The sequence below is a fragment of the Ruegeria sp. D4 genome (assembly GCF_056534475.1).
Genome location: NZ_JBQFPJ010000001.1, coordinates 418,561 through 436,887 on the forward strand (window position 1 = coordinate 418,561; position 18,327 = coordinate 436,887).

Annotated in this window: 15 protein-coding genes and 4 tRNA genes; 11 read left to right on the forward strand and 8 right to left on the reverse strand. The window is 56.9% G+C overall.

What is annotated here, in order from left to right; genetic code table 11:
• Positions 1-32: 32 nt before the first annotated feature.
• Both ACR0MI_RS02100 and gyrA read right to left on the reverse strand, forming a co-directional pair.
• Positions 33-842, reverse strand: a complete 810-nt coding sequence (locus tag ACR0MI_RS02100) for a M90 family metallopeptidase (protein ID WP_170610829.1) — start codon at positions 840-842, stop codon at positions 33-35.
• Positions 843-928: 86 nt separating this feature from the next.
• Positions 929-3,655: a DNA gyrase subunit A gene (gene gyrA, locus ACR0MI_RS02105; RefSeq protein WP_170816562.1), complete on the reverse strand. Its 2,727-nt coding sequence runs from the start codon at positions 3,653-3,655 to the stop codon at positions 929-931.
• Between the two features lie 193 nt (positions 3,656-3,848).
• Here gyrA and ACR0MI_RS02110 point away from each other — a divergent pair, with 193 nt between their 5' ends.
• Entirely contained in the window at positions 3,849-4,118 is a 270-nt protein-coding gene (locus ACR0MI_RS02110) for an usg protein (protein ID WP_170610835.1), read from the forward strand.
• A 168-nt stretch (positions 4,119-4,286) separates the two neighbouring features.
• Entirely contained in the window at positions 4,287-4,916 is a 630-nt protein-coding gene (locus ACR0MI_RS02115; protein WP_480853507.1) for a lipid-binding SYLF domain-containing protein, read from the forward strand.
• Between the two features lie 3 nt (positions 4,917-4,919).
• Here ACR0MI_RS02115 and ACR0MI_RS02120 read toward each other — a convergent pair whose 3' ends face one another.
• Positions 4,920-5,873 carry a radical SAM family protein gene (locus ACR0MI_RS02120; protein ID WP_170610841.1) on the reverse strand — a complete coding sequence of 318 codons (954 nt, stop codon included), beginning with the start codon at positions 5,871-5,873 and terminating at the stop codon, positions 4,920-4,922.
• 163 nt (positions 5,874-6,036) lie between these two features.
• On the opposite strand from ACR0MI_RS02120, the gene zwf reads away from it, so the two are divergent.
• The 4 genes from zwf (at position 6,037) to ACR0MI_RS02140 (ending at position 11,583) form a co-directional block, all read left to right on the forward strand.
• Positions 6,037-7,491, forward strand: a complete 1,455-nt coding sequence (zwf, locus tag ACR0MI_RS02125) for a glucose-6-phosphate dehydrogenase (protein ID WP_170610844.1) — start codon at positions 6,037-6,039, stop codon at positions 7,489-7,491.
• Positions 7,488-8,159: a 6-phosphogluconolactonase gene (gene pgl / locus ACR0MI_RS02130; protein WP_170610847.1), complete on the forward strand. Its 672-nt coding sequence runs from the start codon at positions 7,488-7,490 to the stop codon at positions 8,157-8,159. Before zwf ends, pgl begins: the two co-directional genes overlap by 4 nt.
• A gap of 5 nt (positions 8,160-8,164) precedes the next feature.
• A complete protein-coding gene (pgi, locus tag ACR0MI_RS02135; RefSeq protein WP_170610850.1) occupies positions 8,165-9,775 on the forward strand; it encodes a glucose-6-phosphate isomerase in 1,611 nt (536 codons plus the stop codon).
• A 188-nt stretch (positions 9,776-9,963) separates the two neighbouring features.
• Positions 9,964-11,583 (forward strand): long-chain-fatty-acid--CoA ligase, encoded by a 1,620-nt coding sequence (locus ACR0MI_RS02140; protein ID WP_170610852.1) that lies wholly within the window; start codon positions 9,964-9,966, stop codon positions 11,581-11,583.
• A gap of 21 nt (positions 11,584-11,604) precedes the next feature.
• On the opposite strand, the gene ACR0MI_RS02145 is transcribed toward ACR0MI_RS02140, so the two are convergent.
• Together ACR0MI_RS02145 and ACR0MI_RS02150 are read right to left on the reverse strand one after the other, a co-directional pair.
• Positions 11,605-11,679, reverse strand: a tRNA-Asn gene (locus tag ACR0MI_RS02145).
• Between the two features lie 483 nt (positions 11,680-12,162).
• Positions 12,163-13,164 carry a helix-turn-helix domain-containing protein gene (locus ACR0MI_RS02150; RefSeq protein WP_480853512.1) on the reverse strand — a complete coding sequence of 334 codons (1,002 nt, stop codon included), beginning with the start codon at positions 13,162-13,164 and terminating at the stop codon, positions 12,163-12,165.
• A gap of 269 nt (positions 13,165-13,433) precedes the next feature.
• Here ACR0MI_RS02150 and ACR0MI_RS02155 point away from each other — a divergent pair, with 269 nt between their 5' ends.
• The 3 genes from ACR0MI_RS02155 to ACR0MI_RS02165 are packed head-to-tail and all read left to right on the forward strand — an operon-like array spanning position 13,434 to position 15,145.
• Positions 13,434-13,760, forward strand: coding sequence for a hypothetical protein (locus tag ACR0MI_RS02155; RefSeq protein WP_170610858.1), 327 nt, complete (start codon positions 13,434-13,436; stop codon positions 13,758-13,760).
• A 30-nt stretch (positions 13,761-13,790) separates the two neighbouring features.
• Positions 13,791-14,216 carry a hypothetical protein gene (locus ACR0MI_RS02160; RefSeq protein WP_170816560.1) on the forward strand — a complete coding sequence of 142 codons (426 nt, stop codon included), beginning with the start codon at positions 13,791-13,793 and terminating at the stop codon, positions 14,214-14,216.
• A complete protein-coding gene (locus tag ACR0MI_RS02165) occupies positions 14,213-15,145 on the forward strand; it encodes a YbjQ family protein (RefSeq protein ID WP_170816559.1) in 933 nt (310 codons plus the stop codon). The genes ACR0MI_RS02160 and ACR0MI_RS02165 overlap by 4 nt, the downstream gene beginning before the upstream one ends.
• Before the next feature lie 81 nt (positions 15,146-15,226).
• Here ACR0MI_RS02165 and ACR0MI_RS02170 read toward each other — a convergent pair.
• Positions 15,227-15,301, reverse strand: a tRNA-Asn gene (locus ACR0MI_RS02170).
• 75 nt (positions 15,302-15,376) lie between these two features.
• On the reverse strand, positions 15,377-16,291 hold the full coding sequence (locus tag ACR0MI_RS02175) for an MBL fold metallo-hydrolase (protein WP_170614911.1): 915 nt from the start codon (positions 16,289-16,291) through the stop codon (positions 15,377-15,379).
• Positions 16,292-16,339: 48 nt separating this feature from the next.
• On the opposite strand from ACR0MI_RS02175, the gene ACR0MI_RS02180 reads away from it, so the two are divergent.
• Positions 16,340-17,659: an ATP-binding protein gene (locus ACR0MI_RS02180; protein WP_170614912.1), complete on the forward strand. Its 1,320-nt coding sequence runs from the start codon at positions 16,340-16,342 to the stop codon at positions 17,657-17,659.
• 223 nt (positions 17,660-17,882) lie between these two features.
• Positions 17,883-17,959, forward strand: a tRNA-Arg gene (locus tag ACR0MI_RS02185).
• A 145-nt stretch (positions 17,960-18,104) separates the two neighbouring features.
• On the opposite strand, the gene ACR0MI_RS02190 is transcribed toward ACR0MI_RS02185, so the two are convergent.
• Positions 18,105-18,178, reverse strand: a tRNA-Met gene (locus ACR0MI_RS02190).
• Positions 18,179-18,327 lie beyond the last annotated feature (149 nt).

An 18,327-nucleotide genomic window follows, 5' to 3' on the forward strand; every position in this document is an offset into this window, starting at 1 on the left:
CTGCGCCCGGGGTTTCGCAGCCTGGCCGCAGTTCAACCCCACGTCACCGGGTCCAGACGGAACAGTTTGGACAACTGTTCGTATACATCCGGCACCTCGTGTTTCAGAGCTTGGGGCCGTTCGAAAAACACCTCGACTGAAACTGCGAAGAATTCTTCGTGCCCCGTGGCGCCATAAGGGTCGATAACGGTGTGACGCCCGGTCTCGACCGCGTGAACATGGGCGTCAAAAGCGGTAAGGAAAACGCTTTCCCACTCGGCAAAGCTCTGACCTTCGCTCAGGACTGGTACGCCGTTTGTGCCGCCTGACAGGTCGTCGATCTGGTGGGCGAATTCGTGCAATACGACATTCTGCCCGTCACGGTCATCCATCGCGCCCTGACGGCTATGCGCCCAGGACAGGATAACCGGCCCCCGGTCCCAGCTTTCACCGGTGCGGACGATTTCTTTTTCGGTCACGACGTAACCGCTGCGTCGGCTCTGACGGGATTTGAAAGCGCTGGGATAAATCAGGATCGTGGTCAGATTGTCATACCAAAGATCACTGTTCACCACGAGCAGACAGGCCTGCGTCGCGATCGAAAGCTGCATTTCCTCGGTCACGTCCAGCCCGTCACAGCCATAAAACTCGACCTGATCAAGAAACAGGTTGACCTTGCCCTCCAGCGTGGTCCGAAACCGGGCCGGGAGCCGTCTGATCATGGGAACCTGATCGGCGATCACGGCACGCTCGTGATCGGACAAAGGAGACGACAGCAGAGAGTTCCGCGTTTGCCTTTTGGACCAGTAGCGATAGCCGAGGAAACCGGTGACAAGCAGCAGGCAGGCGATCAGGATGAACATGGCGTCACTCTAGTCGGAAGATACCGAGACAGAAACGCTTTTTGCTGCCGGGCCGCACAGAGAATGACTGCGCGGTCCGGCAGAATTTACTCTTCAGTCTCTTCGTCGCCCTGATCGGCAATCCAGGCAACGCTGACGACTTCTTCGCCTTTCCCGGTGTTGAACACCTTCACGCCACCTGCCGAACGCGAGCGGAAGGAAATGCCATCGACCGGCACCCGGATCGACTGGCCCTTGGAGGTGGCCAGCATGATCTGATCGTCGATTTCAACCGGGAACGAAGCCACCAGTTCGCCACCGCGCATGGCTTTGTCCATGGCCGCAACGCCCATGCCACCGCGCCCGCGAACCGGGTAATCATGGCTGGAGCTCAGCTTGCCCGAACCGCCTGTCGTGATGGTCAGGATCAGGTTTTCGGCCGCCGACATCTCGGCATACCGCTCCTGAGGCAGAACGCTGTCGGCGTTGCCTTCATCCTCGTCGGCCTCGGCCTCATCGGTAACACCGGCCATCAGGCGACGCATTTTGAGGTAAGCGGCACGCTCGTCCGAGGTTGCCTCGAAATGGCGGATGACCGACATTGAAACGACCCGGTCGCCGTTGGTCAGCTTGATGCCGCGTACACCCGTCGACTTGCGGCCCTTGAAAACCCGGACAGCCGTGGTCTGGAACCGGATCGCGCGGCCGGAATTGGTGACCAGCATCACGTCGTCATCTTCCGAACAGATGCGGGCATTCACCAGTTCCACGCTTTCCGGCAGGTCCATCGCAATCTTGCCATTGCGCTTGACGTTGGTGAAATCGCTCAGCGCATTGCGGCGTACATCTCCGGCGCTGGTGGCGAATACGATCTGCAGGTTTTCCCATTCATCATCCGGTACATCCACGGGCATGATAGCCGCGATGGAAACGCCGGTCGGGATCGGCAGGATGTTAACGATAGCCTTGCCCTTGCCGGTGCGCCCGGACTGCGGCAAACGCCAGGTCTTGAGCTTGTAGACCATCCCTTCGGTGGTGAAGAACAGCAATTGCGTATGGGTATTCGCCACGAAGAGGGTGGTAACCACGTCCTCTTCCTTGGTCTGCATACCCGAAAGACCCTTGCCGCCGCGTTTCTGGGCGCGGAAATCGGCCAGCGGCGTGCGTTTGATGTACCCGCCCGAAGTGACGGTCACGACCATGTCTTCACGCTCGATCAGGTCTTCGTCTTCCATGTCGCCGGACCAGTCGACGATCTCGGTACGGCGTGGAACGGCGAACTGGTCACGCACTTCGCGCAACTCATCGCCGATGATGCCCATGATGCGCTCGCGCGAGGACAGAGTATCCAGGTATTCCTTGATCTTGGCGGCCAGTTGCTCCAGCTCGTCCGTGACCTCTTTGACGCCCAGTTGAGTCAGACGCTGCAAGCGCAGTTCGAGGATGGCACGGGCCTGAACTTCGGTCAGGTTATAGGTGCCGTCGTCGTTCATTCTTGACAGAGGGTCGTCGATCAGGCGCAGGTAGCCCTTGATTTCGGCAGCGGGCCAGCGGCGGGTCATCAGCTTTTCGCGCGCCTCTGCGGCGTCGGCGGATGAGCGGATCGTGGCGACCACCTCGTCCACGTTCGAAACGGCCACTGCCAGACCACACAGGATATGGCTGCGTTCGCGGGCCTTGCGCAGGTCGTATGCCGTGCGGCGGGCGACAACATCTTCGCGGAAGTCGATGAACGAGGTCAGGAAGCGGCGCAGGGTCAACTGCTCGGGGCGGCCACCGTTCAGCGCCAGCATGTTGCAGCCGAACGAGGTTTGCATCGGCGAGAACCGGTAAAGCTGGTTCAGAACCACTTCGGGGGTCGCGTCGCGTTTCAGCTCGACCACAACGCGTACACCGTTGCGGTCGGATTCATCCTGAACATGGGCAACACCTTCTATGCGTTTCTCACGCACGGCTTCGGCGATCTTTTCGATCATCGCAGCTTTGTTCACCTGATAGGGAATCTCGTCCACGACGATGGCGTAACGGTCTTTGCGGATCTCCTCAACGCGGGTCTTGGCGCGTATGATGACGCTGCCGCGGCCTTCCAGATAGGCTTTGCGCGCACCGGAGCGGCCCAGCATCACGCCGCCGGTCGGGAAATCGGGACCGGGGACGTATTCGATAAGTTGCTCGGAGGTCAGGTCCGGATCGTCGATCAGCGCCAGCGTGGCATCGACCACTTCGCCCAGATTATGTGGCGGGATGTTGGTCGCCATACCAACGGCAATACCGCCGGCACCGTTGACCAGCATGTTTGGGAAGCGCGCGGGTAGAACAGTCGGTTCCTTGTCCTTGCCGTCGTAGTTGTCCTGAAAATCGACCGTCTCTTTTTCGATATCGGCCAGCAGCGACGCAGCAGGTTTGTCCATTCGGACTTCGGTGTACCGCATGGCCGCCGGGTTGTCGCCGTCCATCGATCCAAAGTTGCCCTGACCATCCAGAAGCGGCAGCGACATCGAAAAATCCTGCGCCATCCGCACCAGCGCGTCATAGATCGCGCTGTCACCGTGCGGGTGGTACTTACCCATCACATCGCCAACAGGACGCGCGGACTTGCGGTATGCCTTGTCGTGCGTGTTCCCCGTCTCGTGCATCGCATAGAGGATACGCCGGTGGACCGGTTTCAGCCCGTCGCGCAGATCGGGGATTGCACGGCTGACGATGACGGACATCGCATAATCGAGGTACGACGTGCGCATCTCGGATTCGATGGACACCGTCGGGCCGTCATAAGCGGGGCGTGCCGGTGGGGTTTCGTCCATGTTTTCAGGGGTTTCTGGCGTATCGCTCACGTAAACTGCCCGTTCTTTGTGCGGAGTCTATATCTTGTGGATGCACCTTATCAGACCCGGCACATAAGGTGCAAGCAACCTGCGTAATCGCGCAAGAATAACCTCGGTAACATCAGAGTAACATATTGTTAAGTAAGGATTAGGTGGTTTGCATGCTATGCTGAAGAGACCTTGACAGAAATCGGAGGTCTGCATGGAGCGAAGTGAAACGGAGCTGATGTTAAAGGGGTACGGGCTGACAACAGCGGAATTCTTCTATCACATGCCCGACTACATTCATGTCCTGAATACGTTCATCTGGCAGGATTACGATCTTGCTCCGGATCACCCGAAGCTGTTTGATTTCATTGACTTTTGGCAACGCGAAATCGAAGGGCCGCTTCATTCCGTCCGGTTCACGCATCGCAAGATGATCGCACCGGGTGAATGGCGTAACATGGTAGGTGAATTTCGGGTGAACTGAAAACGGACCAGAAAGGCAGCTGTTGATGTTGCCTGTGTCATTTTCTGTTGTATCGGTTAAGGTGCGCTTCAGACTTCGGATCACACACGGATTAGCCTGATGCAGAGAGTAATGATTGCGGTTGCCGCCTGTTTGACGTTTTGCGGGCCGGCATCGTCCGAAGGAGTTTTGGACAAGATAAAAAAGGGTGCTGAAAGCACGGCGGACGCCATCGGTCAGGGGGCCGAAGCCGTCGGCGGGACACTCAAGAAGGGCGCAGGCGCGGTTGATGAGACGCTCAATTCAACCGCCGATCTGGTGACTAACGAAGCCACCCCGGAAGAAACACGCGCCAAGCTGGATGCTATGGCGGAAACGGTACTGACCCAGTTGCTGGCGGAAAACCCGGATGCGGCGTTTCTTTATGAAATCAGTGCGGGCTATGCGGTGTTTGATTCCCGAAAAGTCACGGTTTTTCCTGTTTCCGCAGGATATGGGCGAGGTGTGGCGGTATCAAAAGAAACAGGTCAGCACACTTACATGAACATGGGAACAGGTGGGGTTGGTGCAGCTATCGGCATTGGCGGTTTTGAAACCAAGTTCGTCATCCTGTTCGAGACCCCCGCAGATCTGGAACACTTTATCGCCTACGGATACGACGCGACGGCTGAATCCGGTGCCATGTACGGCGATGACAGCAAAAGCGAGACGGTCCGGTTCACCGAGGGGCGTTCGTTCTTTGTGCTCAGCAAAAAGGGCTGGCGCGTCTCTGCCGGGGCGTCAGGAACCAAATACTGGAAATCCCCGGAACTGAACTGAGGTTCAAGCGGAACAGCTTGCGCCGCCCAGGACGCAGAATTTGGCGCAATGTGGGTGGTTCAGGTGCACGTCCGCCTCAGCGTCTGCAAGTGTCGGCCCCATCTCGAACTCAGCCTCATAGGGTAGCAAGGTGCAGGCCAGAACCGCCGGACGATCCGCGCCTTTGCGTTTGACCACCATGCGGGACGAGGCGCACATGACGCTGTCGGGAGATTTGTCCAGTATGCCCCAACAAGCGGTCGTGATTTCAGGTACTTCGGCGGTTTCGTCCATCTCGGGAAACAGGACAGTTTGACCAGGGTCGTGCGCGTCGATGTCAAAGCCATGCTCTGCAAAAAACGCCGCATAGCCGGCGCGGCTTTCTGTGTCGGTATCCCCCCAGACCGTACGGCCGGCAACCGCCATTTTGATCCCGTTGTCGCGCAGCCATTCCATCCCGGTCTGGGTTTTTCCAAAGCTTCCTGTGCCGCGTTCCTTGTCGTGCAGTTCGGGCAGGAAGTGATCGACCGAGACCCGCAATGTCAGCTTGTCGCCAAAGTCACGTTGCAGACCTAAAAGGCCCTCGCGCATCTTGCGGCGCATCATCGGTTTCATGGCGTTGGTCAGGATCAGGACCTCAAACCCGTGTTCCAAGGCGGCCCGGGTCATGTCGATCATCTCGGGGTTCATGAACGGCTCGCCCCCAGTGAATCCAATTTCGCGGACCGGCCAGTTTCTGGATTTGATTTGCTTCAGAAAATCAGTCACCTCCGCCGCCGTGATATAGACCAGAGCATCGTTGGTTGGACTGCTGGCAATATAACAGTTCACGCATTCGATATTGCATAGGGTTCCGGTGTTGAACCAAAGCGTTTCGGGATTGCTCAGCCTTACCGAGGCGCGAATCTGACCGTCTGCTGTCATCAGTTTGTCCTGAAATTTTCCAGCATTGGCGATTTGGGCAGCGTTGTCTTTCATTCCCGTATCCGGTTCCTTGCAGTCGTCAGAATGACTTAACCTTTCGGGACAGCAGAGTTAAGTATGACGCGGCGGTCCTGACAGAGTTTTGATGACCTGCGAGAATTGAAAATTGATTGCGCTAACATTGGACATGCCGTCAGGGGCAAGGTAAGGAAAACCCATGGTTTCTCGTGTCATACCTGTGGACCCGTTCGATCTGGTCATTTTCGGCGCAACCGGCGATCTGGCAAAGCGCAAGATTCTTCCTGCGTTGTTCCGGAGGTTCTGTGCAAGGCAATGGCCCGACGATGTTCAGATCATCGGCGCGGCACGAGGGGATCATGACCGTCAGGGGTTCCGCGATATCGTGGCCGAATCTCTGCGTCAGCACGCGTCCCGGCATTGTCAGGACGAAGCAGCGCTGGAAAGCTTCCTTCAACGTGTCGATTATGTCGCTCTGGACGGCCTGTCGACAGTGGGATGGGATCGGCTGGCGGAAAAACTGACAACCGACCGCATCCGCGCATTTTACTTTTCGGTTGGTCCAAGGTTGTTTGGACCGTTGGCGGAGCGGATCAAATCCAACGATCTGGCGACATCGCAAACGCGGATCGTGGTTGAAAAACCCTTTGGGCATGATCTGGACAGTGCGCGGGTCCTGAATGCGACTTTGGCGGCGCATTTCGAAGAGGGGCAGATCTATCGGATTGATCACTACCTGGGCAAGGAAACGGTTCAGAACCTGATGGCTGTCCGCTTCGGGAACATGCTGTTCGAACCGTTGTGGAACAGCCAGTATGTCGATCACATCCAGATCACCGTTGCCGAGACCGTCGGCATAAACGGCCGCGAGGAGTATTACGACCGCGCGGGTGCAATGCGTGATATGATGCAGAACCATCTGATGCAGCTTCTGTGCCTGATCGCGATGGAACCGCCGGCCAAGTTCGACCCGGACGCGGTGCGGGATGAAAAGCTGAAAGTCATTCGCGCACTGGACCCGGTTGAGCCGCACCACATCGTGCGCGGTCAATTTGCGGCAGGCGGCGGCATGCCCGGCTATCGTGACATTGTGGGCAACCCGCGTTCGACCACGGAAAGCTACGTGGCCTTGCGGGCCCATATCAGCAATTGGCGGTGGGCGGGGACCCCGTTCTATATGCGCACGGGCAAGAGGCTGGTGGCGCGGTCCTCGGTGATCAATGTGCAGTTCAAGGATGCGCCGCACTCGATCTTTGGTGAGGAATCCGGGCGGCATGCCAATGCGCTATCCATCCGGCTGCAGCCAAATGAGGGCATCACGCTGAAGGTTACGATCAAGGAACCGGGACAGGGCGGGATGCGTCTGATCGACGTGCCGCTGGACATGAGCTTTGCCGTTGCTCTGGGCCCCGAAAATCAGGACCCGCCGGACGCTTATGAACGGCTTGTCATGGACGTGATCCGGGGCAACCAGACCCTGTTCATGCGCGGGGACGAGGTCGACGCGGCGTGGGCCTGGACCGACCCGATCATTGCCGGGTGGCAGGCGCGGGGTGACGTGCCGAAACCCTATGATACAGGCAGCACCGGTCCGGGCGACGCCGAGCAGCTGATGAAAAGAGATGGTCGCCACTGGCAAGGGATAAAGCCATGAATATTCAGAAATATGCAGACCGCGACATGCTGGCCATCGATGTGGCAAACGCGTTGGCCGGGGATCTTGAGGCGGCCTTGCTGCACCATGACGTGGTGTCTTTGGCTGTTCCAGGGGGCACGACACCGGGGCCGATCTTCGATGGGCTTTGCGCCGCCGATCTTGAGTGGGACCGGGTATGTGTCCTGCCGACGGATGAACGCTGCGTTCCGGGCGACCACGACCGCTCGAACGAACGGCTCATTCGCGAACGTTTGCTGACCAGCCGGGCCTCGGTCGCGCAATATCTTCCGCTTTATGTTTCCGGCAAGGCGCCCGAAGAGATTTTACCCGAGATTGAAAGCCTTCTTGCCCCGGTTCTGCCTTTGTCGGTTCTGGTGCTGGGCATGGGCGAAGACATGCACACGGCATCGTTGTTTCCCGGTATGGACGGGCTCGAGGCAGCCCTGAGCAGCCACGCACCTACACTGGCGGTGGCTCGTACCGAAGTTCAGCCCGAAGCGCGCATCACCCTGACCGCGCCGGTACTGGATGGGGCGCTGTCCAAACATCTGGTCATCTATGGCGCATCCAAGCGCGAGGCGCTGGAACGCGCAATGTCACTGCCGCCGGAAGAAGCGCCGATCGCCGCGGTTCTGAGCGGTTTGACGGTTCACTGGGCGGAGTGATGACAATGCAGTTGGACACTCTCAAATCGCTGGCAACATCTGCGAAGGATCACAGCATTCTGGACCTTTTCGACAGTGACGCTGACCGGGCGCACGAGTTTTCGGCATCTGCCGGGGATCTGCTGTTCGACTACTCCAAAACCCTGATCAACTCGGAAATTCGCGACGCCTTGACCGGGCTCTGCGATTCTGCGGGGCTGGCCGACAAGCGTGCCGCCATGTTTAACGGCGAGAAAATAAATCAGACCGAAGGGCGCGCGGTCCTTCACACCGCGCTGCGAAATTTGGATGGCGGGCCGGTTGAGGTCGATGGTCAGGATGTGATGCCAGAGGTTCTGGACACATTGCAGCGGATGCGCGTTTTTGCGGAAGAAGTACGCGGAGGCTCGATCGTTGGGGCAGGGGGTAGCTTTACGGATGTAGTGAATATCGGGATCGGCGGATCCGACCTGGGGCCCGTCATGGCCACCCATGCGCTTTCGCCATACCATGACGGTCCAAGGCTGCACTATGTCTCGAACGTGGATGGTGCGCATATCGCGGATACGTTGCGCCAGCTGGATCCAACGCGAACGCTGGTCATAGTCGCCTCCAAGACGTTCACGACCATCGAAACAATGACCAATGCCCGAACAGCGCGCGCCTGGATGCTGGACGGCGGCGGTGACCCGGCCCGTCAATTTGCCGCCGTGTCAAGCGCGCTTGACAAGACGCAGGCCTTTGGCATCCCGGAAGACCGCGTATTTGGTTTCGCCGACTGGGTCGGCGGGCGCTATTCCGTCTGGGGGCCAGTTGGCCTGCCGGTGATGATCGCCGTCGGGTCCAACGCCTTTGACGCGTTCCTGCGTGGCGGTCAGGCAATGGACCTGCATTTCCGGTCGGCTGAGTGGTCCGAGAATATGCCGGTGATGCTGGCGCTTGTTGGTGTATGGCACCGTCAGGTACTGGGCTATCCCAGCCGCGCCGTTCTGCCCTATGATCAGCGTTTGCTGCGTCTTCCGGCCTATTTCCAACAGCTTGAAATGGAATCGAACGGCAAGTCGGTCGCCATGGATGGCAGCCCGTTGACCGTGCCGTCTGGCCCGGTTGTCTGGGGAGAGCCGGGAACAAACGGACAGCACGCCTTTTACCAGCTGATCCATCAGGGCACCGACATAATCCCGTGCGAGTTCATGGTGGCCGCAGAAGGACACGAACCTGAACTGGCGCATCACCACCGCCTTTTGCTGGCCAATTGTCTGGCCCAATCCGAAGCGCTGATGCGCGGGCGTTCGCTGGACGAAGCGCGGTCGCGGATGGCAGACAAGGGGTTGAAGGGCGATGAGCTGGTGCGGCAGGCGCGTCACCGCGTGTTTCCGGGTAACCGTCCATCCTCGACGCTGATCTATCCAAACCTGACCCCGTTTGTGCTAGGCCAGATCATTGCACTCTATGAACATCGGGTTTTCGTGGAGGGCATTTTGCTGGGCATCAACTCGTTCGACCAATGGGGCGTTGAGCTGGGTAAAGAGCTTGCTACATCTCTGGGACCAATCATCGACGGCGACGAAAGTGCCGCGAAAAAGGACGGTTCGACCGCTGCCTTGGTAGACTACGCCCTACGTCACAGAGCCTGAATTCCCTAAAAACACCGGCTCCCTTAGCGCGGTTTTGTACAATCTTTTATTGTCAGACAATTAAATGATTGGCAGGATTTGTCGGGGGAGACGCTCTGATCAGACCGCCGAGACTTGGTCCGGTGCAGATTGATGATCAGGGATCAGCGCCGCGGGCCTCTTGCGGCGCAGCCAAAGGGAGGATGCCCATGCTGGGACAGATGATGACGCAGCCAATGCTGATTTCGTCGCTGATTGATCATGCGGAACGCTATCACGGACAGACCGAGATTCATTCGGTAGAAACCGATGGAACCTTCACACAGACCAACTGGTCCGAGATTGCCCGAAATGCGCGTCGGCTTGCGTCCGCAATTACGCAACTGGGCCTGCAGCCGCAGGACCGGATTGGTACGCTTGCATGGAACAACCGCCGCCATCTGGAAATCTACTATGCAACTTCGGGGGCCGGGTATGTCTGCCATACTGTGAACCCGCGCCTGTTTCCCGAACAGCTTACATACATCATCAACCACGCAAAGGATCGGGTCCTGTTCTTTGACGCGACCTTCATCCCCTTGGTCGCGGCGCTGCGCGACAAACTGACCGAAGTACAGCACTACGTACTGATGGGACCGAGAAATCAGGATGCCCTGTCGCAGATCCCAGGATTGCAGTTCTATGACGAGCTACTGGAAACCGGCAAGGCGGACTTTGATTGGCCCAGCTTTGATGAAAATACCGCTGCGGGCCTGTGCTACACGTCCGGAACAACCGGGAACCCAAAGGGGGTTCTGTATTCCCATCGTTCGACGGTGCTGCACAGCTTTGCGTCGAACGCTACGGATGTCATCGGGTTTTCGGCGGTTGATGTGGTCCTGCCGGTTGTTCCGATGTTTCACGTCAATGCCTGGGGGTCGCCCTATGCCTGTGCCATGTCCGGATCACGCATGGTTCTGCCTGGCCCTGATCTGCACGGGGAAGCGCTGGTCAAGCTGATCGACAAATATGGCGTTACGCTGGCCATGGGTGTGCCGACGATCTGGCAGGGTTTGCTGGCATATGCCGAACAGTCCGGCAGCAAACTGGCCAGTCTGAACCGTACGGTGATCGGTGGTGCCGCATGCCCGCCATCAATGATCGAAACGTTCAGGGAATCCTATGGTGTCGACACGGTGCACGCCTGGGGCATGAGCGAGATGAGCCCCCTGGGCACCGCGAATGTTGCTTTGGCAAAACACCGTGACCTTCCGGTTGAAGAACAGCACAGGTTGCGCGAAAATCAAGGTCGCCCGCCGTTTGGGGTCGAGCTGAAAATCGTGGATGACGCAGGCAACGATCTGCCGCACGACGGACAGACGCAGGGCGACCTGTTGGTGCGCGGGCATTGGGTGCTGGACAGCTATTTCCGGATGCAGGACGAGGACCTATTGCAGGATGGCTGGTTTGTGACCGGAGACGTCGCCACGCTGGACGCGGACGGATACATGACGATCCGCGACCGGTCCAAGGACATCATCAAGTCGGGTGGCGAATGGATCAGTTCGGTAGAACTGGAGAACATTGCCGTTGCGCATCCTCAACTGGCCACGGCCGCCGTCGTCGGCGTACCACACGCCAAATGGGGCGAACGCCCGCTGCTTGTGGCGGTCCGGGCCGATGGGCAGGATCCGGCGCCGGACGAGATATTGTCGTTCTTTGATGGGAAAATCGCCTCGTGGCAAATCCCGGACAGGGTCGTCTTTGTCGACGCCCTTCCACTGAGTGCAACCGGCAAGGTGATGAAACGCATTTTGCGTTCAGATCACGCGAATGCGCTGACCGGTTAAGCTCTTGTTTTTCTGGTATTTTGGCTCCGGCGGTAGGGATCGAACCTACGACCAATTGATTAACAGTCAACTGCTCTACCGCTGAGCTACGCCGGAACTGAGCTGCGTGTATCAACAGGCAAAGCGGAGGTCCAGATGCAAATACGTTTTTTTGAAGGGTGAAGTACAAGATCTTCTGATCTGATACGGCTGCGACTCAAGGCGGACTTTCCTTGACGGCGCGGCCAACGGTCTCGTTGAGCCCAAAGACGGCATTCAAACTTTGTATTCTACCGCCCTTCAGAAACCAGATTGCTCTGAGTATTCTACAGTCTTTTTGGCCAGCCCGCCCAGAGGGTCAATATGCCCAACGACCAAAAATCCTCATAAGTATCAGAATTCATTCAGTTTATTGAGCTAAGGCCCTGTTTGGCCTTTTGCCTAGCAATTTTCGGCTTTTCCCTTTATTTGTAATTGTTTGATAATCTTTGATAAATCGCTAAAAAATAATAATAATTTAACCGCGTTGCGCGAAAGAACCGGAGGGCGGGGGTCGCGGCAGGAAATCCGAAGCTTGCGAACCGCCCCCGTCCTTAGAAGCTAGGCGGATTGGCGATATGCACTCGGAGTTTCACCGGTCCACCTTTTGAATGCAGTCGAGAAAGCGGCGGAGTCTGCGTAGTCCAGAATGAATGAAATTTCGGAAACGTTGATGCCATCTTTCAAATAAGTTTTGGCGAGATCACACCTTAGCTCGTCGACGATTTCTCGGTAACCTAAGCCTTCCTCATTCAACTTTCTCGCAAATGTCCTTTTGCTCATGCCAAGACAAGAGGCAATTTCTTCTGCTGGCAGCATTCTTCCCGGTAACCCGTTGGAAAGCAGCGCTTCAATTCTTGATCGGAGGCCGGGTTTCTCGTTAGGGACTTGGCTCAACAACTGCTCGCCGTACTTCATCAGGTGCATTCTCAGGCGAGGTTCGTAGGTTGGAATAGGCAGATCTAAAACAGAGAGGGGCAAAATAACCTCTATGTTCTCAGCGCCAAAGGAAATCGGAAACCCAACAATTTTTTCGAGATCACACGGTGAGTTTCTTTCGTGCTTAAATCGAGCCTCTACGGGGTAGAAATCGACCCCAGTTAGCGATCGCATCCGAGAGATTGCTCCAAATAAAGCGAACTCGGTGTGCCTGTGGAACTTCGCGAAGGTCGCGTCCTTGTAGGACACTACGAAGGAACAATAGTTGCTAGATATGTTCAGAGTGTACGAAAAAGCGGGATCAATTAGAGTTGAAAACCTCGATGTGTTCCGGATTGCGGCTTCAAGGCTCTTTGAGTATTTTGCAATATAGCCCGTTAATGAGGCAGATTCCTTAAAGGTGAGACCTGCTTTGGCTCCGAAAGTGTTGTCCCGAAGCTCATCGCAGGCCGCTCTTACGAATCCTGCTTCCTTTGAAGCAAGTACTTCTTCGACGTTCGGCGCGATATCATCAGCTGACAGCCCGGCTGCATGGAGAACTCGCTCCAAAGATGACTTGTCGTCCGAAATGGAATTGAAGACATCTATCAGATGGCTCAAACGAGAAATATCAACCTTACTCATCGCGCGACCAATCCCTAAGCACTACCCAAAACACTCGTCGTTATCGTGGCGACGAGACTTTGTGTTGTGGTTTAATAACAATTTTTGACATTGTTAATGTTTCAGAGAAAATCACATTAAAACAGATGTCTATTGATGCTTTTTCAGCAACAAAAAGTTCAATTTTGGCAAAAATCACAAACTCAACGGCAATCTTTGAAAATCAGTGAACCGCTCGCTTGCCTAGGTTGATTGCTGAGAAAAGCATGAATAAGGAAAGGATCGGAAAAATGAAAAAAGCTGTTGTCGCTACGGCCCTGTTGGGCGGTACATTGGTATCGGCTTGCGCGCAATCGCCATCAGCCATCGCACCGGTAAGCATGGCTGGCGCATACACCAATACGTCATGTTCACAGGCAGCAAATATCCTGCACCAAGAGCAGACACGCCTAGCGGCGCTGTCGAGCAAGCAGGAAGGCGCAGTTGTGGGCGACGCGGTGGGCGTATTTCTAATTGGCGTCCCAGTATCTAGCCTGTCCGGAGCGGACGTCTCAGGAGACATCGCGGCCACCAAGGGTAAGGTCCTAGCGCTGCAAGCCAAGCTGACCAATTGCTGATGCCTTAGTTTCAGATTCAATCGAAATCGTGTGGCACTTGAGTTCGGGCGCCGCGCCAATCAAGAAATAGGGATCGAAACAGTGAAAATCTTCGCAATCTTAATTGCTACTTCCGTTGCTGGAACATCGTCTATCGCGAGCGAGGCGAAGGAATTTCAAACCGCGCATTGTCTATGTTACGTCGCTGCTGAAATGAGCGGAAGCTATGAACTTTTCGAAGCAATGAATTTTGTACAGGAACAGTTGGGCAAGACAATTTTTCCGGCAAAGGGTACTGTTGCTTGGGTCAATAATATGGATTGGTGGACCAACGTTCCTCCAAACAGTGAAATTGACAGAAAGCAATTTGCAGAAACGAAATGTGTGGATCGGTTTATCGCCGCTGGTTTGGCCTATGGGTTGGATAGTTTTGCGAAAGAATTGGAAAAACTAGAGTTTTCAGGAAACACAAAATGAACTGCAAAAAATGCGGCACGAAAGTCAGCTTCCTCAAACAAGTGATCGGGTACTGCGTAGACTGCCACCTCGACCAAATCGCAATCCACACCGGCGGAGCGCCAAGAGAAGTGCGCCAAATCGAGATCGCAGAGCGGGAAGAACAACAGCGCACCATCCAAGCTCAAGCGGCGGGCATGATCGTCACCACGGAGACGGCGCACAACCTGCCGGTCACAGAACGCCTCGGCATCGTCGCGGGCGAGACCGTCTTAGGCGTGAGCGTCTTCAAGGACATGATGGCCGACCTGCGGGGCGCGGTTGGGGGCAACTCGCAGACAATGCAGACAGCGATGAAGGACGCGCGCCAGCAGGCGATGGAAGACCTCAAGGCAGAAGCCGTGGCGCTAGGCGCAGACGCGGTGGTCGGCGTCAGCATCGAATACAACGACATCGGCGGCAGCGGAAAAATGATGGTGGTCGCGGCGACCGGCACGGCAGTAAAACTGGCCGGAAAAAATGGCGGAGGCAGCGAAATGAGGCTGATCGCCAGCACCATCGCAGCCGCATTGATCGGCACCAGCGCGATCGCAGACGTCTCCGAGAAAGACGTGCGCATCTGGAAAGACTACATCAGATGGTCTCAGCAAGCCTGCGAGAAGGGCGACAAGGACCAAGCCGCAGACTACCTCAAGAAAGTCGCCAAGGAAGCGAACACGCCAGAGGCGGTCAGCCTGATCGAAGACGAACTGGTCGAGTTGAACGAATGCCACCAAGGGGCAGGGGCCATCCTCCGGGTCGTAGAGATCAAGAAAAACAACCGCACCTTCAAAACGGAATTGGCATTGCGGATCAAAGACGCCTGCTATGACGTGGCAAAGTCAGACCCGCTGCGCGCGTACACGGACCAGACCTTCGTCGAAATCTTCAAGGTCCACGGATTGCCGTAGAATCGCACTCTTTCCGGGGACGCATAAGGGACGCAAGCCGCCTTTCAGCGGGCGGCTTTTTGCGTAACCTATTGGAAAATTTGGCTCCGGCGGTAGGGATCGAACCTACGACCAATTGATTAACAGTCAACTGCTCTACCGCTGAGCTACGCCGGAACTGAGGGCCATATAGCAACCTCGGATTTCGCCGTCCAGAGCAGAACGACCGGAAAAACGAAAATTCTTTTCGGCTTATTCCACCCTGTGAAAACAAGCGTCGGTCGACAATTTTCCTGTCGGACGGACGCGCGATCTTCCCCAAAGATCAACAAGATGCGCAAAAACATTCCGCTCGGCTGCGGGCAGAAGTGTTTCTGGCGTGTCGGTGTAAATTCGTGCGGCAAGCTCACGGGCGGTGCCGGGGTTATCGCTGAGCGTCTGCAGTATCTGGGCTTCACGGCTTCTTCGGTGGCTGATCAGCCAGTCCAGCCGGGCGGCGGGATCGGCAATGGGTGCACCATGTCCCGCATGAAAGACAGACCAGTCACGGGCACGAAGACGTTCACAGGCGACCATGAAATCGGTCAGATCCCCGTCCGGCGGAGACACCAGAGAACTGGCCCAGCCCATCACGTGATCCGCTGTAAAGCACACATCACCCCAGGCGAGCGCGATGTGGTTTCCCAGATGGCCCGGCGTATGAATAACCTCGACCTGCCAGCCGTCGCCGTCAACGGTTTCGCCGTCTGCCAGTTCGACATGCGGGCGAAAATCCCCGTCTATTCCTTCACCACCGCCAACAAGACCGTTTTCCGCAAGTTCGCGCATTACGTTGCTGCGCCCGGCCTCGGGGCCGCCAAAAGCCAGAATCGGCGCACCGGTGCGGGCGGACAAAGGGGCGGCGAGGGGAGAATGGTCCAGATGGCTGTGGGTGACAAAGATGTGGCTGATCTTCTGCCCAGGGTTCAGCGCGCCCAGAATGGCGTCGAGATGCGGTTCGCTGAGGGGGCCGGGATCGATAACCGCGACGTCCCCTGATCCCAGAAGATAAGTATTGGTCCCGCGATACGTCATCGGAGACGGGTTTGGAGCCACGATGCGTCTGAGGCCGTGTTGCAATTGCTCGGCCTGTCCTGTCGGCGGGTCGAAATCGTCGGGGGCTTGCATGGGCGATGTGCTCTTTCTCTTGCCGGTGCGGCTCGCTAGGTTTAGCGCATGTCAACGCATTGGCTCAAACCATATATGCCGCGCAGCCTGTACGCCCGGGCTGCCCTGATCATTGTTCTGCCGGTGGCTGTCCTGCTGCTGGTGGTGGGAATCGCGTTTCTGCAAAAACACCTGGAGGATGTCACCGCGCAGATGACGCGCGCGACGTCGCGCGAAGTGATGCTGGTGACCGAGGCCGTTGAACACGCGGAAACGCAGCAGCAGGTGTTGGCTGCGATACGGCCCGAACTGGCCACGCTCGAAATGCAGCTTCGGTTTCTTGACCTGAACGAACAGCCCGATGTCGGCAGGCGGCGCTGGTACGATTTCATCGCGCCTCAGGTGGAAGCGGAATTGCGAGCGTTGATTCCGAATCTGACGGCTGTGGCCCTTCCCAGCGGTCACGAAGCCCGGCTGTACCTGGATACGGACCTGGGACTGCTACAACTGACATTCGATCGTCGCCGCCTGTCACCTACAACACCGCATCAGTTGATTGTGACGATGGTGTTCTTCGCCATAGTGATGACAACGATATCGTTTCTGTACATGCGCAATCAGTTGCGACCGATCACCCGGCTGGCAAACGCGGCCCAGGCCTTCGGGCGGGGCAGGGTCGTGCCGTATTCACCCGGAGGTGCCACCGAAGTCCGCGCGGCAGGAAGCGCCTTTCTGGACATGCGCGCACGGATCGAACGTCAGATGGAACAGCGTACCCTGATGTTGTCCGGGGTCAGCCACGACCTGAGAACGCCGTTGACGCGTCTGAAACTGGGTCTGTCGATGTTGCCCGAGGATGAAGCAGCGCCCCTGTTGCAGGACGTGAATGAGATGCAATCGCTGCTGGATGCATTTCTGGAGTTTTCGCGGGGTGCCGCCGAGGGCGCACCGGAAGAAGTGAACCCGGAAATCCTGCTGCAGCAGATTGTGGACGACGCACAACGCGCCGGGCTAGCGGTTGAACTGGTTTCAGTCGAAGGCGGAGGAACCGTCATGTTGCGCTCGACGGCATTTCGGCGCGCCGTTGAAAACCTGATCGGTAATGCGGTTCGCTATGGCGACAGGGCAGAGGTCAGTCTGACCCTGACGCAGAAGTCGTTGCGGGTCAGGGTCGAAGATGACGGACCCGGCATCCCTGCGGAACAGCGCACCGAGGCGGTCAAGCCCTTCACCCGGCTTGATCCGTCCCGGAATCAAAACAAGGGCAGCGGCGTGGGATTGGGGCTGGCGATTGTGGCCGACATAGCCCGCGCGCACGGCGGCGTTTTGCGGCTGGCCGAAAGCAGCCGACTGGGCGGACTGTGTGCGGATATCATTATTGGACGGTAACGGCAGTTCCGGCGCGAATCGCGGCTACGATTGCGGAGGGCTTCCGGACCGGTATCTTGAAACTGCGCTCTATGGGAAGAATACCCAGTAACCTTTGCCTTTTCGGTCTTCGTTTCATATTTCGGCTGAAAGCAAATTGAGTGCCTTGGCCGGCCGTCGGTAATGCAAAAGCGTTACACCGTTGACATTGTCCGGGCATTCCCCGAATTACTTTGGGAGGCAAGGGCCGTTAGCTCATCTGGATAGAGCGCCAAATTCCTAATTTGGAGGCAGCAGGTTCGAGTCCTGCACGGCTCACCACTTTTCCGGTATTCACCCTCTCGCAGCGCAAGGTTTGCCACAACTGGCTAAGGTTATGATTCTTTACCGCGAATCGGATCTATTGTTCCTTGTCCAACTAACACCCGAACAGTGCCTGAACGTAATATGGGGAAATCCACTCTCCTAGGGGATGAGGGACTTGAACCCCCAACCAAAGCGTTATGAGCGCTCTGCTCTAACCAATTGAGCTAATCCCCCAGGAACACGCGCTACGTACAGCAATGTTATCGGCACGCCAAGAGTGTTCGGTGCTCAATCTGAAATTCTTGGCGTTCACGGCATCCGGCGGCGTCCAGTGACACACCTGTTGCGCCTGACCGTTGCAACGCGCGGCGCAATCGAATAAC